We start from the raw sequence: 16,628 nt of genomic DNA, 5'->3' as shown, positions 1-16,628 counted from the left end.
TCCTGCGAGCGCGTGTTGCCGATGTGGAGGGCGCGCACGTCGACGCCGCTGTCGCCCTCGACCCACGTGCCGTCGCCCTCCTGGCCGTCGATCAGCGCCGTGTCGTGGCTCTTCAGCTCGGAGACGGCCTTGGCCGTCGCAAAGCCGGCGAAGGCGATGAAGATCGACCGCGAGTGGCTCGTGATGTTCGACCCGGTGGTCGTGGCGAGGATCTTCACGGAGCCGCCCACCACGTGGGCGCCGGCTCCGACCGCCGAGACGTTGTTGTCGGTCAGGTGCACCTCGGCGTGCGAGATCGAGCCGCCGGCGAGGCCGCCGCTCTCCGTGTCGGCGTCCGCATTCGCGATGAACTGCGAGGTGGATTCGACCCGCACCATGCCGCCCGCCGTGATGCTCACGCCGCCCGCGGTGACCTGCGTCGCCGCCGTGTTCCCCTGGATGCCGTCGGGCCCGCTGCCGACGAATGCGGAGGTGTTCGCCGTGCCGTCGACGTGCGAGGACACTCCGGCGCCGGAGATCAGGCCGCCCGAGCCGTTGCTCGTGGTCGCCTCGTCGTGGGTGTGGGTCGTCGCGGTGATGCCGACGTTGCCGCCCGCGGTGATCGACGTCGCCGCATCGTACGCGCGGACGGTCGGGTTGACGTTCGTCTGGGAGGTCTGCGACGTGAAGGAGCCGGCGCCGCCGCCGCCGCCGCTGGCCGCGGCCGTCGTGACGCCGTTGCCCGGGGGCGGCGATGCGGAGCGGAGCGAGGTGCCGTCCGCGGCGAGCAGCTTCTGGGTTCCGGTGAGCGAGCCGGTGAGCTCGATGATGAGCTCCTGCGCGCCGGTGCCCGCGGTGAGCGAGTGGCCGGCGAGGAACAGCGTCTGGTCGCCGTACACGTGATCGGTGGAGAGGCTCTGCCCGCTGAGCGTGATCTGGCCGGAGCCGTTGCGGCTGGCCACCGTGTAGGTCGCGCCGTCGGTCAGGCCGATGCCGACCGGGGCGAAGGCCTCGACCGCGCTCGACTCGGGCGGCGCCGAGATGTGGATGGGGGTCACGACCGAGCTGACCGGGCACGTCCCCGGGTCGCCGACGTGGCCGACCGAGTCGCAGTACGTCGCAGCGACCTTGATCGTGTAGGCGTCGACGCGGATCACGTAGTAGACGGCGCCGACCGTGAGCTCCGGGATCTTCTGCGACGCGTCGCTGATGCGGTAGGTGACGGCCTGGCCCGAGTGGAGGTTGTGGTCGGAGAGCGTCACCGCGTGGGTGACCGGGTTCACGTTCACCGTCGGCAGGTACACGTTGTAGGCGCCGCTGTTGTCGCCCGTGACGTTGCCGCTGCCGTCGACGTTCACGTCCACCGCGTGGTTGCAGTACGAGCAGGCCGGGTGGCCGTTGACCGCCGGTGTTCCCGGGCCGTGCACGAACGTGCTCTGGGGCGCGGAGCGGTAGGTGACCTGCTGGCCGGCCGTGAACGGCGTGCCGCCGATGAGGTTGCCGCTGACGTCCGACGTGTGGAAGACGCTCGCGGCCTGCACGGCGTCGGCCTGCGACGTGTACAGCGCCACGGTGTTCGGGTCGATGACGCGGACGTAGTAGATGCCGCCGTCCGTGAGGCCGATCGAGGTGGCGTGGGCCGGGTCGTACCGGTAGATGAGCGCGTCGCCGTTCTCGAAGTGGTGCGGGCCGCTGAAGCGCAGGAGTCCGCGCGCCGTGTCGGAGCCGGACTGCGTGGGCGTGAGGCTGAGGGCGTCGATGGATGCGCCGGCCCACGTCACGCCGAAGCCGACGTGGTCGGGGTCGGGCGTGCCGTCGACAGCGGTCGGGATGATGACCGAGTAGGTGTGGTTGTTGCGCAGGCCGCCGATCGGAGCGTTCGACTGGTAGAGCACCTGGTCGCCCGTGGACAGTCCGTGCTGCGGGAACAGTACCGTGTCGTCCGGCGCCGCCCCGCCGTTGACGTTCAGGCCGACGATGTCGTCCGTCAGCGCGGCGCCCTGCGGGTCCTGCAGGGACTCGGCATCCAGGATCACCGTCCCGCCGACGAGGATCGTCGTGCCGGCGCCGAAGTGCGCGTCGACAGTCGGGTCGGACGTGGCGTCGGCGGCCGGGAGGCCCACGTTCGCGATGCCGCCGCCCACGACCTTCGCCGTTCCGACGGCCTGCGCGCGGTGCGAGATCGCCTGCACGGTCAGCCCGTTCGTCGCCGCTGTGCCCAGCACGACGTGGACGTTCGTGCCGAGGGTGGCCTGGACGGTCGGGTTCGCCGTGGCCGAGCCGATCGCAGAGCCGATCGTGAGGCCGAGCGATCCCGCGCCCGCCTTGGCGCCGCCGCCCGCGACCGCGGAGTCGTCGGCGTTGACGGCGAGGGACGCGGGCCTGCCGTTCGTCGTTCCCACGGTCGCGCCGTTGTCGACGTAGGCCTGGACCGTGCCGCCGACCGTGCCGATGGCCTTCATGTCGGTGCCGGAGCCGAGGATGCCCCCCGCGCCGCCCGTGACGTTCGTGAGGGCGATCGCTCCGCGCGTGGCGTGCACCGTGATCGCGGTGGCCGCGCTGTGGATGTTCGTGGTGCCGGCGAGGGACGCGGCATCCGTCCCGTCGATGTTGCCGGTGGCGGACACGACGGATGCGCCGACCCCGAGCGCCACGGAGACGACGAACAGGGCCGTCGTGGCGGAGTCGGTCGCCCCGGTCTGGACCGTCAGCTGGCTGCCGCTCGCCATCTCGCCGCCGAAGGATGCGGTGCTGCCGCCGTGATCCTGCGCCTCCGACCCGATCGCGCCGACGCTGGCGCCGAGCGAGGCGTTGACGCTGCCGGTCGTGGACTGGACCGTGTTGCCCTTGGTCGCGCTGACCATCGCGGCACCGGTGAGCGTCAGAGTGCTGTGCGAGCCGACCACGGCGCTCACGAGGGCCGACGACTCGACGGTCGCGTGCGAGTCGTCCGCGCCGACGCCCGCCAGACCGCCGATGCTCAGCATGTCGGTGTTCGTCGTCGCGCTGTTCTCCCCGTTCGCGGTGATCGAGAGCGACGGCGCGTTCACGCTGTTGTCGACGGAGGCGGTCGTCGCGCCGGCGATGTCGGCCGTCGGCACGCTCACGCCGACGCCGAACAGGCCCCCGCCGGCACCCATCTGCGTGTGGGTGATCGCCGTGTTGTGCGACTCCGCGTCGAAGGTGACGGGGCCCGAGCTCGTGATCGTCTGGACGCTGCTGCCGTAGACCGACAGCGCCTCGACCTTCGCCGCCGAGTGGATCTCGGCATCCGCGATGCTCACTGCGACACCCGCGAGGCCACCCGCGTCGACGACCAGCAGCTCGGAGTCGGCGCGGTTCGTGCCGGTCGCGCTCACGTCCACGCTCGTGGAGCTCGTGACGGCGCCGTCGAGCTCTGCGCGCACGGCGCCGCCCATGTTCGCCATGGCGGCGAAGACCGCGCCCGAACCCAGGAGCGCCGCGGTGAGCGACCTGCCGATGGCGATGGCCTCGTTGCGATCGCCCAGGGTCGTCTGGGCCGTGACGTTCAGCGCACCGGACGTCGTCACGCTGCCCGACACGGTGGCCTGGATGTCGGCCCCGTCCGAGACGGTCGCGATCGCCACGCCGACGCTCACGCCGATGGTGCCGGAGATGTTCAGGATGTCGACCTCGGCATCCGCCTTCTTCACGCCCGCGGCCTTGGCAGTGACGCCCGACGCACCGCCGACGGTCCCGCTGATCGTCGCGGTCGTGTGGCCGCTGACGGTGGCCATCGGGATCATCGCGGCGATGGCGGCCGCGCCGATCACCGCGCCCGGCGTGAAGGCGGACGCGACATCGGTCGCGGTCGATTCGACATCGACGGCTCCCGAGGTCGTCACGTTGCCGCCCAGCTCGGCCTCGGCGTTGCGCTCCTGCGTCGCCACGACGAGGGTGAAGCCGACCGAGAGGCCGCCGCCGACGGCGATGTTCACCGCCGTCGGGGCCAGCGAGCCGCGGGCGCCGGTCGCCTTGACCGTCACTCCCGCTCCGCCGATCGACACGGTGCCGTGGGCGAAGGAGACCGCTCGGGTCGTGCCGCTGTAGTCGACGACCGCGACGATGCCGCTGAGGGCGAGGCCCACGCCGGCCACGACGCCGACCGAGAGGATCGTCGAGGTGACGTTGTCGGTGGCCTCGACGTCGATGCCGCCGATCGCTCCGCCCGAGCCGATCGCGACGTCGCCGATGAGGGCCTGCGTGTCACCGCTGAGGTTGATCACCGAGACCGCGGCGCCGGTGCCCAGGGCGGCGAGGGTGATGCCGATCGCGTACGCGCGCAGCGTGCGGTTCGCCGTCGCGTCGACCTGGAGCAGAGTGCCCGCCGTCGGGATCGAGGCGCCGTCGTCGATGTGCGCCTTCTGCGAGCTCGAGTCGTTGAGCACGACCACCTGGGCGCCGATCGCGATGCCGCCGACCGCTCCCGCGACGCCGATGTCGAGCACGTGCTCGTTGTACAGCGTGTGGACGCCGACCGTGCCGGCCGCGCTGACCGATGCCCCGCCGTAGATGCCCGCGTCGACGACGTCGCCGATCGACATGACCGTGATGCCTGCGCCGAGGGCCCCCGCGCCGCCCGCCACCGCGCCGGCCAGGGCCACGGTGTCGACGTTCTCGCTCGCCCGCACCTGCACGTCACCGCCGAGCGAGTGGATCGTGCCGCACACGACGGATGCCGTGCCCACCGGGGCGTGCGACGGATCGCAGGCGACGGGAGAGGGCGTGGTCGCGGTGAACGCGTCCTGCGTCGGGCTCGTGCCGGAGTACGAGCTGTTCAGGCTCGACGTGCCGTTCGCCCCCGCACCCGAGACCTGCAGCTGGTAGTTGTCGTCGGCGAGCTGCCAGTCGGTCGTGTCGACGGTGGGGTTGGTGGTGGAGGTGAACGTGCCCTGCGCCTCGTAGTCGTGGCCGCCGAAGCTCACGAGGTCGCCGTGGTGGTACAGGTGCGCCGTGGTGAACGGGGTCGACGGGTCCTGGGGCGCTCCGTTGAGGGCGCCCTTCCAGCCGTCGGCCACGCCGTACCAGAGGTTGCCGGTGGCGACGTGTCCGCTGCCGTCGACCGCGTCGGGGTTCGGGCCGCCCGCCGAGATGTTGTCCGTCGCCTGGTACGTCTGGCCCTTGTAGGTGACGTAGTCGCCCTTGGTGTAGTTCGCGCCGGGGTTGAACGCGGGCGCGCCGGAACCGCTGCTGCTGCCCGAGGCCATGGAGTCGGCCTGCGACTTCGAGTCGGTGCCCTGGCCCTGCGTGGAGTCCTGGGGCGTGTCGAGCTTCCAGTAGCCCGAGGTGGTCGTCGGGTCCTGGCCCTTGTTGTTCTGCTGCGCGATGTAGGTGTGGCTGTCGGAGCCCGTGACGACGTCGCCGCTCGCGTAGTTCGCGGTACCGCTCCAGGCGTGGCGGTTGGGGCCGTGGTCGTCGGCCGAGTAGGTGGCGTTGGGCGCCGTGCCGACCGACCACACCGAGACCGCACCGGCGACGCCGACGAAGCCGCCGCCGACGCTCACCGCGTAGGTCTGCACGTGCTTGATCGAGAGGGCGTTGACCTGCACCGTGCCGCGGGCCCACACATCCGTCCCCGACCCGATCTGGCCGAGCACGCTGATGTTCGCGACGCCGATGTCGACGCCGCCCGCGACGCCGACGAAGCCGCCCGCGACGCCGCCCGCGAAGGTCAGCGAGTCGAAGATGTCGCTGCCGGACACGTCGACGCCCTGCAGGGTGTTCGTGTTGTCGACGATGTGGGTCGAGTCCTTGCGGTTGACGAACGTGCCGGAGGCGATGAACGCCTGCGTGTCGACGGAGAAGATCGTGACGCCGACGTTGCCCGTGACCCCGACCATGCCGGCCGCGATGCCCGCCACGAGGCCGAACAGCTTCTCGTGCGAGCCGGCCTGGACGACGAGTCCGTACTCGGTCTGCGTCGGGAACGACGAGTCGCCGAGCTGCCCGGTGTCGGCGCCGTCGATGCCGCCGCCGTTGCCGAGCGTGACGATGACGTCGCTGGAGCCGAGGTAGGCGCGCGTCTGCTTGGACACGACCGCGACATCCACGCCCACCCCGACGCCGACGTAGCCGGCGGCGATGGTCGCCGTGATGAGCAGCAGCTCGCTGTCGCTGTTCGCGACGACGCCGATGCTGCCGTTCGCCCGGACCGTCGTGCCGGTGCCCGTGTAGGCGTTCGTGAACTCGTTGATGACCGAGACGCCCACCGTGCCGGCGACGCCGACCGTGCCGCCGGCGGCCGCCGCGTTGACGGAGATGACCGCGTCGCTCGCGGTCGCGCGGACCTCGACGTTGTTCTTCGCGTTGACGACGGCGCTGCTGCCGATGGATGCGTCGGTGTGGAGCTCCTCGACGCGGACCGCGGCGGATGCGCCGACCCCCGCCGTGCCGGCGACGGCGATGGATGCCGCGACCCCGACCGTGTGGAAGTCGTTGACGGCGGAGACGAGCACCGACTGGCCGCCGTCGGCGCTCGGGTCGTTCGCCGCGCACGCCGAGTCGAGAGCGCCGCAGTCGATGTGGGCGCTGTTGCCGATCGAGGCGACGGTGTGGACGGTCACGACGGCGATCGAGCCGGAGATGCTCACGGCCGCGGTGCCGGCGCCGCCGGCCGCGATGCCGATCGTGGAGATCACGTCGCTGTTGGAGGCGGTGACCGCGACGCCCTGGAAGCCCGAGCGCGTCGGCGGGGTGACGGTCTGGGCGCCCTCTTCGGAGGCGTTGCCCGCGGGGAGCATGCCCGCCGGGACGATGCTCTGGGAGCGTCCGGCGCCGGTCGAGGTGAAGCTGATGATGTGGACGAAGCCCGGGCCGCCGGTCTGGTCGTCGCCGCCGAGGCTGACGCCGCCGCCGTTCTTCGGGGAGCTCTGGCAGATGCCGTCCGCGCCCTTGTCGACGCCGACCGCGTCGCAGTAGGTGGCCGCGAGCTGGAGGTGCTGCGGGTTGTTGTCGACGACGTAGTAGGTCGCTCCGTCGACGAGTCCGCCGATCGGGGTGCCGCCGCCCGCGCTGTAGACGACCGGGTCGCCGATGTGCGGGGTCTTGCCGCTGGGCCAGGCGTACGGGAGGACGATGAAGTTGGAGGCCACGTCGTTCGCGGCCGAGAACCGGAGCGAGGTGTCGGAGGCGACGCCGGGCTGGTCGGTGGGCACGAAGCGCTGGTTCTCGCCCATGAGGGCGCCGGCCGGCATCGACATGCCGCACACGAGGTTGGGGTCTGCGCAGGTCGGGTTCGACGGGGGCCCGCGCTGCGTGTACAGCTCGATCTCGGTGTCGGACACCGGGATGACGTAGTAGCTGGTGCCGCTCGTGAGCCCACCGATGGAGGCTCCGCCGCCGTTGTCGTAGACGACCTGCTGGCCGAGCTGGAAGCCGTGCTTGTAGCCGAGGTTGATGATGTAGCCGTTCGCCTCGAGGCCCTGGTTGATCGGCGCGTTCGGCGGCGCCGTCGGCCAGCCGCCCTGGAGGCCGCGCGGGTCGAAACGGATGTCCTGGCCGTTGGTCGCGTAGGAGCCGGCGTTGACGGTGCCGTCGGTTCCGGAGATGTGGCTGCCGATGCCGAGCGCCGTCACCGTCGCGCTCGACCCGATCGTGGCGTCCGTGTTCTTCGTGACGACGGGCACGGCGACACCCGCGCCGACCGCGGCTGTGCCGCCGACCGAGATGTTGCCGGCGAGGACGATGAGGTTCAGGGACTCGTCGGCCGACACGATGACGTTGCCGCCTGCCCGGACGTTCGCCGAGTTGCCGATCGACGCATCCGTGCACACGCTGACGACCGGGATCGCGGCGTTCACCGACACTGCGGCCGTGCCGCCGCCCGAGCCGCCCACCGAGATCGACTTGATGTCCTCGGAGGACTGCGAGGTCGTCACGACGTCGCCGTTGGCGTGGACCGTCGCCGAGTCGCCGATGGAGGCGGTCGTGGTCTTGTGGATGTCCTCGACGTCGACGCCGATGCCGACGCCGGCCGTGCCGCCCACCGCGAGCGCGCCCGCGAGGGCGAGGATCGTCGTGGTGTCCTTCGCCTTGACGCCCACCGCCTGGGTGTTGTCGACGCTGGAGTTCGTGCAGCCGACACCGCTGCAGTTCACGCTCGCAGACGAGCCGATGGATGCCGTCGTCACGTCGGTGTTGACGTCGACGACCACGGATCCGCCGACGCCGGCCGAGTCGCCGCCCGCGCCCGCGATCGCGGTGATGAGCAGGTTCAGCTCCTGCGTGGCGTTCACGGAGACGCCGGCCGCGGCATCCCCCTCCACGCTCGCGTTGTTGCCGATCGTCGCCGTGACCGTGCCGTTGCGCACGAGGAGGGCGAGGGATGCGCCGACCCCGGCGCTCGAGGTCGAGATGGCGACGTTGCCGCTGATGATGCTGATCTTGTCCGACGTGTCGGAGGCGGTGACCGACACGGCACCGTTCGCGTGCACGACCGCGCTGCTGCCGATCGACGCCGCCGTCGCCTGGTCGCCCGGGTTGACGATGATGACCGCGAACGTGCCCGCGACCGCTGCGCTGGAGTCGGAGGCGCTGCCGCCGACGACGATCTCGAGCAGCTGCTCGGTCGAGGTCGCGCTCACCGAGACGCCGCCGCCCGCGTTGACCTTGGCGCTGGAGCCGATGGAGGCGTTCACGGTCTTCGTCATGACGAGCACGATGATCGACCCCGCGACCGAGGACGATCCGCCGCTGAGGGCCAGACCGCCCGAGACGTCGACGATGTTCGTGTCGTCCTCGGCCGCGACGTTCACCGACTGCCCGGAGCCGCCGGTCGTCGTCTGGTTCACCTTCGCGCTGTTGCCGATGTACGCCTCGGTGTCGTACAGGAGCACGTCGACCACGATGGTCGCGCTGACCGCGAGACCGTCGCCGCCGACGGCACCGCCGAGCGCGAACGACGAGAGCGCGGGCAGGTGGTTGTCGATCGTGCTGTTGCCGGTCGTCGGCGCGAGGGGCGCGTAGGTGTCGGTCGCGGTCACGCCGATCGCGCCCGCCGCCTGCAGCGTCGTGGCCGTCGTGACGCTGTTGCAGTCGGGGTCGGTCGAGGCGTCGCTGCCCGAGCAGATCGCGGCGACCGTGGTGATGTTCGGCAGGATGTTGACCGCGAACGCACCGCCGATGCCCTTGCCGCTCGTCGAGAGGGCTCCGGACAGCGCCAGGTTCAGCAGGCGCATGTCGGTCGTGGCGTTGACCGTGATGCCCTGCGTCGAAGTGAGCGACGCACCCTGGCCGACGCGCGCCTCGGTGTTCAGGTTCAGCACGTTGATGCCGGCCGAGGCCGCGAAGCTCGTGCCCGACTTACCGCCGGCGGCGGCGAACGCCCAGATGATGAAGTCGTCGTGCTTGCCGGACGGCGTGATGGCCTCGACCGTGATGCCCGCGCCCGACACCGTCGTGCCGGTCTGGATGTGGGCCCGGTTGGTCATGTTCAGGTAGTTGAAGCCGATCGCCGCGCCGATCTCGGTGCTGCCGGAGGTCAGGTCGAACGCGGTGCTGATCGCCTGGGCGGTGTTGCCGGTGATGTTCGATGCGCTCACCTTGACGTCACCGCCGGTGGCCGTGACGGTGATGCCGGAGCCGATGCGGGCCTCGTTGGTCGTCTCGATCCAGTTCCAGGCGATGGATGCCGCGATGCCCGTGCCGCCGCCGCTCTGGCCGGTCTTGCCGCTCGAGCTGCTGTTCGCCGACGACGTCTGGTCGTTGGACTTCGGCGTGGTCTTGCCGTTCGTGCCGCCCGAGGAGTTCGGGCTGTCCTTGATCTGCTGGTCGGACTTCTTGTCGCCGCTGTTGTCGCTGTCACTGCTGCCGCGCGCGCTCGCCGTCGCCTTCGCGGTGTCGGCCATCTCGGACGTGGCCGTGATCTCGACGGAGGTGCCGGAGACCGACCGGTCGGTGGCCGCGAGCGTTCCCCAGTCGAGGACGACGTTCAGCGCGACGATGGCGCCGATCGCGACGTCCTTGCTCGCGGCCTCCGCCTTGCCCGAGGTCTCGATCTCGTTCGTGTGCTCGGCCGAGATCGTGACAGCCCCGGTCGCCGTGAGACCGGTGCCGGTTCCCAGGCGCGCGGTGACGTTGTCGTGGTTGTCGACCAGCAGCGCGACCGCGGGCGTGATCGCCGGGTTGTCGCCCGAGGTCTTCGTACCCGCCTCCGTCTCGGTCACGAGCTGGCGCCAGCCCTTCGCCTCGATGTCGACGTTCACGCCGCCGGTGACCGTGGCCCCGTTCTCGACCTCGGAGCGCACCCGGTTGTCGGAGAGGAGGGTTCCCCCGTCCTGCCCGAGGATGAGGTTCATGGCGACGGATGCGCCGATCCCGACGCTGTCGCCGACCTCGGCCTTGCTCGTCGCCTTCGACGTGTCGCGCTCGTTGCTGCGGCTCTTGAGCGTCAGGTCCGCCGTGCTGAGGGTGACGGAGGCGCCCGCCGGGATGACCGCCTCGGTGATGTTGTGGATGATGTTGATCGACACGGCTCCGGCCACGCCGACGGACGTGGAGTCGCCCGCGCCGGACTCGGCCTGCGCCTGGATCTCGTGCTCGTCGAGCCGGAAGATCTCGTCGGTCGTCGGCGACGCGGGCAGGTCGATGCCGTGCGCGAACGGACCGGCGACCGCGTTCCACGCGTGCCCGCTCGACGAGAAGCGGTAGAGACCCGCCGCGTGACCGAGGCCGTCGTCGGCCGTGAGCTGGTAGTAGTCCTTGTCCTTCGGGCCGCCGGTGGGCAGCTTGTCGCCGTTCTGGTCGCCGACGAACTTCCACGTCGAGCCGTCCCACATGTACATGCTGCCCTGCGGGTGGCCCGCGTTCGGGACGCTCAGCACGCAGAAGGCCGGGCTCGTCGAGTGGTCGCAGTCGGTCAGCTTGTCCTTCTCCTGCACGTCGCCGCTGACCACCGCGCTGCCCCAGCTGCCGCCCGACGAGTACTTGTAGACGCCCTTGCCGTTCGAGCCGTCGTCGGCGGTCAGCCGGAAGTACTGGTCGGCGTACGGACCGGGCAGGTCCTTGCCGCGGTCGATGACGTCCCAGCTCGTGCCGTTCCAGTGGCGCAGCACATCGTGGTTGTTCGGGTCGTTGATGTCGGTGATGCCCGCTTGGGCGTCGAGCCCGGTCGCGACGATGGTCGACGCGCCGGTGGTGGCGCGGTTCGTGATGTCGACCGAGTTCACGGCGACGCCGACACCGACCCCGACGGCCGCCTTGGCGGTGCTGTCGCCCTTGCCGTGGGCCGAGGCATCCGTGTGCGCGAGGCTCTTGAGGGTCAGGACGCCGGTGTCCGAGGTGATCGTGAGCCCGTCCGCGACGTTCGCCGTGCTGATCGTCGTGACGATGTTGATCGCGACGGCCGCGGCGAGAGAGAGGGACGGCGAGCTGGAGCTGCTGTTGTCCTGCCCGTCGGCGGTGCCGTCCTTCGGGGTCGAGGTCTTGCCCGAGTCCTTGCCGGCCGCGTTGTTGTCCTTCTGCTCCTTGTTCGCGTTCTTGAGGTTGTTGTCGGCCTTCTTGTTCGAGTCCTCGCCGCTGCCGTCGTCCTTGGCACCGGAGGTCGCGGCCGTCGCCTCGCTCGTCGTCTGCGAGCTGCCGGTCGCGGTGAACCCGATCGCACCGGTGGCGTGCAGGCTGCGCGCGGTGTGGGCGTCGACGGTGTGGTTCACGATCGCGAGGGCCAGCGACAGGCCGATGCCCGCGGTGCTGCCGACGGTGGTGTCACCCTTGGCGGTGGTGGTGACGGCGCCCGCGAAGGTCGCGCCCGCGGTGATGGCGCCGGTGGCGGTCACCAGCGGACCGGCGCCGAAAGCGGCTACAGACGATTCGTTCGCGATCGATACCGCAACGGAGGGCGTGATGGTGACTTTGCCACCCTGGCCACCCGCATCGGTCTCGTTCGTCAGCGCATCGGTGTTGGAGGACGTGAGAGTGATGTTGCGGGCTCCGGTGACCGGGGGTCCGTTCGCGGGGGTCCCCGTGAGGTCGAATCCGGTGAAGACGTCGTTGTTGACGAGGTTGAGGGCGACCGAAGCGCCGATGCCGACGGTCGCGCCGCCGGACTGGTTCGCGGTGGCGGCGGTCTTGCTGCTGCCGTTGGAGGTGGCCGTCATGGCGAGGTCGCCGGTGCCGGTGATGACGACACCGCCGCCGCCCAGCGGGTCGGCGTGCACCTGCGCCGTCGTCGTCGCGTTCTCGAGGTTCATGGCGAAGGAGCCGGCGAGGCCGAGCGTGCCGTCGGAGCTGGACGCACCGGAGGTGGCTTCGGCGTCGATCGTGTGCTTTCCGTCGGGCACGGTGTTCAAGATCGCCGAGAGGGTGACCCCGGTGGATGCCCTGACCGTGCTGCCCACGCCGATCGAGGCGTCGTTGGTGATGTCGACGAGGTTGATCGCGACGGCCGCGCCGATCGTCAGCGACGAGCCGGTGCTCGCGGTGCCGTTCGCGATGGACTTCGCGTGGGTCGTGTTCGTCGTCGCGAGGGTCACCTGGCCGCCGGTCGACGTGATGCTCTGGCCGTCCGCGAGCCGCGCGGTGGACGACGAGTCGATCAGGTTGAAGGCCACGGCGGCCGCGACCGTGATCTTGGAGCCGCCGCCGTCTCCGGTCGACGCCGACGGCGTCGAGGTCTTGGTGCCTTTGCCGCCCTTCGCGGTCGACGAGCTGTTGGCGAAGGATGCCTGCTTGTCGCCCTTGTCGTTCACCGACGACGTATCGCCGCTCGGGTCGGACCCGGACTTCTCGCCCTTCGCGCCCTTCGCGCTGGCCTTCGCCTCGGTGTCGCTGTCGCTGGAGCCGTTTGCCGTGAACGACACATCGCCGCTGTTCGCCGTGAGCGTGCGTCCGGTCGAGGAGTCGGCCTCGTGGTCGGCGAGCGTGATGGCCACGGCCGCGCCGATGGCGAGGTTGCCGCCATCCGTCGCACCCGTCGCCTTGGTCGTCGCCTTGGCGGTCTGGTCGGCCTGCGCGTCGATGTTGCCGGCGGTGGTGATGGCGGAGCCGTCCGCGAACCCGGCGGACGTCGTGATGTTGTCGACGCCGAGCGCGACGACGGCGGTGAAGACGAGGCTGCTGCCGCCCGAGGCGCCGCTCGTGGCCTCCGTGTCGCTGACGCTGTTGCCCTTCGAGCGGATGGTGAGGGCGCCGACGCCCGTCAGCATGCCGCTGGACGTGACGCCGGCGTTGGTGGTGTCGTTGACGATGTCGATCGAGACCGACGCGCCGACGCCGACCGAGTTGCCGGTGCCGTCCTTCTTCGAGGTCGTCGTCACGGTGTCCTTGACATCCGAGCCGGCGGTCAGGTTCAGGCCGGAGTCGACCGTGGCGTCGCCGCGCACCTCGGCGAGGGTCTTCAGCACCACGACGTTCACGGCGACGGAGCCGGCCACGCTCACCGAATCGCCGCTGCTGCCGGCCGCACCGGAGACGGCGGTCGCGCTGTACGCCGACTGACCGCTGCTCGTGGGCTGCACGGCTTCGACGGTGACGGTCGTCGCGTGGAGGGTCGCCCCGGTGCCGAGGTAGGCCTCGGTCGTGAAGACGCCCACGTCAACGGCGACGCCGACGCCGACGGCGCCCGCCCCGCCCGTGCCGTCCGCGTTGCCGCCGGAGGCGCTGGCCGCGTCGGTGTTGACCGCGCCCGCGTGGATCTTCTGGGTGCCGCCCGTCGTGGTGATCGTGACGGTGCCGGAGGCCGGCGCGATGTACGCGTGCGTGCCGCCGGTGAGCACGACCACTGCGAGCGCCGCTGTCAGATCGACGTTGCCGTCGGCGGTCTTCGAGTTGCCGTTCGCGCGGCTGGGGTCGTTCGCCGTCTTGTCGTTCTGGGTCGAGCCCTTGGCGCTGGTGTTGGCGGTGGATGCCGCGCCCAGCGTGCTGTCCGCGTTGACGGCGAGGTCCTTCGCCGTGATGGCGGTCGGCGAGTGGGAGTCGATGAACGACTGGGTGTCCTGGTTCACGTAGATGACGGCGATGCCGGCTCCGGCGGTCGCCGCGCTCGCATCGGCCGTCGCGTTCACCGTGACGTCGTTGACGGCGGCGAGCGTCGCGTCGCCGGTCGCACCGAGGCTCGCGGTGTCGGTGAGCTTCGTGATCGACGTGCTGAAGACCGTCACGGTGGCGACCGCGGCATCCTTCTGCGCACTGCCGTCCGCGCCGTTGCCGCTCTCGTCCTTGCTCGCGTCGGCGCCCGGATTCGCCGTGCCGGTGAGGTTCGACGTCGACGTGAACGTCATCCCGTTGCCCGTGAGCCGGGCCGCCCCGCCGATCGTGATCGTCGCGGAGTCGTCGAAGACGAGGTTGTCGGTGTACTTCTCGTTCGCCGTGAAGGTCGGCACGGTGGCGCTGGCCGTGATGGCGATGGCGCCGGTGCCGGTGTCGATCGAGCCGTCCGTGATCGATACGGCCGCGTGGTCGTGGACGACGATCCCGTAGAACGAGTCCGGTGTCACGCTCGAAGTCGCGGCGATCGTGAGGCTCGCGGCGTGCACCGCCGCGTCCGTCAGAGTGACGGCCGTATCGGCGCAGTGGGTGGCGATCGTGCCGTTGCCGAGGCATCCGATCACGTTCTTCACGCCCCCGGTCACCGTCTGCGATGCCGTCAGCGACACATCACCGGCAGTGAGGTCCGCCCCGCTGTCGAGGAAGATCTGGCGGAACGCGACGGTCAGGGCGGCGGCGGCCAAGTCGACCTGACCCGCGATGTGCAGGATGTCGTCGCCCGTGCCCTGGATCGTCAGCGACGTGGTCGGGTCGGCGAAGCTCGTCGTCTCCATGTTGTCGCAGGCCAGCTGCAGCTGGCCGCTGGACGGCGAGTTCAGCGTGCACGTGTTGTCGGCGGTGCCGAAGTCGAAGAGCGCTGCCGCCGCCGTCCCGGAGTTCATGGGCGCGATGTCCGCGTACTGCACGGTCGTGCGGTCGAGGACGATCGTGCCGGAGTGGTGGTCGATCGGCACCGACCTCATGCCCGAGGTCGTGCCGGCGAAGTCGAGCGAGTTGTAGCCGGTGCCGCCGTCGAAGCGGATCGTGATCGCCGGGTCCACCGTGCCGCGGTCCACGACGAGCGTGTCGTCGTGGCCGCCGAGGACGTCGATCTCGCTGACCGCGGCGAGCGTCGTGGACTGCGTGCCTGCGGCGGTCGTGAACGTCACGGTGCCGTCGGCGTGGAACGCGAGGGTGCCGGTTCCGGTCGCCAGCTGGAGCACCCACGGCGCCGGGGCAGCCGCGGGAGCCGCCGGGGCGCTGGTCGTGCCTGCCGCAGCGCTGGTCGTCGGGTCGGCGGGGGCCGTCGGCGCGGCCGGATCGGTGGGGGCCGTCGGGTCGGTGGGGGTCGTGGTCGTCGTCGGTGCCGGAGACGTCGTGGTCGTCGGGTCGCTGGGAGCCGTGGTCGTGTCCGTCGGTGCCGTCGGGTCGGTGGGAGCCGTGGTCGTCGTCGGCGCGGGAGTCGTCGTGTCCGTCGGTGCGGGCGCCGGGTCGGAGGTGGTCGTCGCGGCGGTCGCCGTGACCGGCGCGGGAGCCGGAGCGGGAGCCGGAGCGGGTGCCGGAGCCGGAGCCGGCTTCGGGAGCAGTGCCGCATCGACCGGGTAGCTCTGCCCGACCGAGAGCGTCGGCGTCATGACGGTGCCGCCGGTGTGCGCCAGGCCGAGCACGTGGCCGAGCTCGTGACGGACGACCGTCAGCAGGCTCATGTGCGCCGACGGGGCGGACGGGAACGAGACGTCCCAGCCCCAGCCTGCGGCTGTCGCATCGATGACGACGGCGCCGGAGGCCTCGCTGCCGAGCCATCCCGTGCCGAGGCTCCCGACCGATGCGCTGAACCCGGCGAAGCTCGCACCCGGGTCGACGGCGAGCCACTCGGACTTCGCCTGCGCGACCGCGGCATCGAGCTGCGCCTGCGTCAGGGCCGCGGATGCGTCCACCGGGGTAGCGGGCGACGAGTCCGCCATGAGAGGCGACGGTGTCGGGGCCGGAGTGCCGGTCGATCCGGTCGAGCCGGTGCCGGTCGAACCCGTGTCGGTGGATCCGGTCGTACCCGTCGAGCCGGTGCCCGTGGAGCCGGTCGATCCGGTCGATCCTGTGGAACCCTCCGATCCGGTGGAGCCGGTGGACCCCGTCGATCCGGACGAGCCGCCCGACCCCGTCGAACCGGAGCCCGACGAGCCGCTTCCCGCATTCGAGCTGGTCCCCGATGTGCACGTGACGGAGTTCCCGTCCGCGGATCGGGTGCAGTTCATCTGCGAGGTGGTCGACGTCGTGGGCGTGGTGGTCGGCGTCGTTTTCGTCACGACCGTCGTGGTCGGAGAGAGCACGAACGTGCTCTTCGTCGACCGGGACGTCTGCCGGGAGCCCACGCCGCGCCGGGATGCATCGGCCTGCGCACGCCGCACAGCGGCGTCGTACGTGGCCTTCGCGGCGAGGTACTGCTTGTACGCCGCCTCGTAGGCCGCGCGGTTCGCGATGGCCTGCTTCACGGCGATCGACGCGTCGACGTACTGGACGAACTGCTGGTCCTGCGCGGCGAGCGTCGCCGTGGAGGTGGATGCCGGATGCGCTGCCGCGGGCACCGCCGCGGGCTCTGCCGCCTGAGCCGTCGACGGAAGCGACAGGGCGAAGGCGGTGACGAACGCAGCGAAGAGCGAAGTCGCACGCAC

1 protein-coding gene (only partly in view) is annotated in these 16,628 nt (G+C 71.0%); it reads right to left on the bottom strand.

Going from position 1 to position 16,628, the window contains the following annotated elements; genetic code table 11:
• Positions 1-16,628 carry the 5' portion of an Ig-like domain-containing protein gene (locus tag SM116_RS05445; protein WP_320943442.1) on the bottom strand. The gene continues 13,798 nt to the left of window position 1, outside the view, so 16,628 of the gene's 30,426 nt are visible here — the first part of the coding sequence; it begins with the start codon at positions 16,626-16,628; the stop codon falls past the left edge of the window.

The sequence above is a fragment of the Microbacterium rhizosphaerae genome, from assembly GCF_034120055.1.
In the GTDB taxonomy this organism is placed as follows: Bacteria; Actinomycetota; Actinomycetes; order Actinomycetales; family Microbacteriaceae; genus Microbacterium; species Microbacterium rhizosphaerae.
The sequence above is the reverse complement of the archived record's forward strand: the minus strand, read 5'-3'. Positions and strand labels throughout refer to the sequence as shown.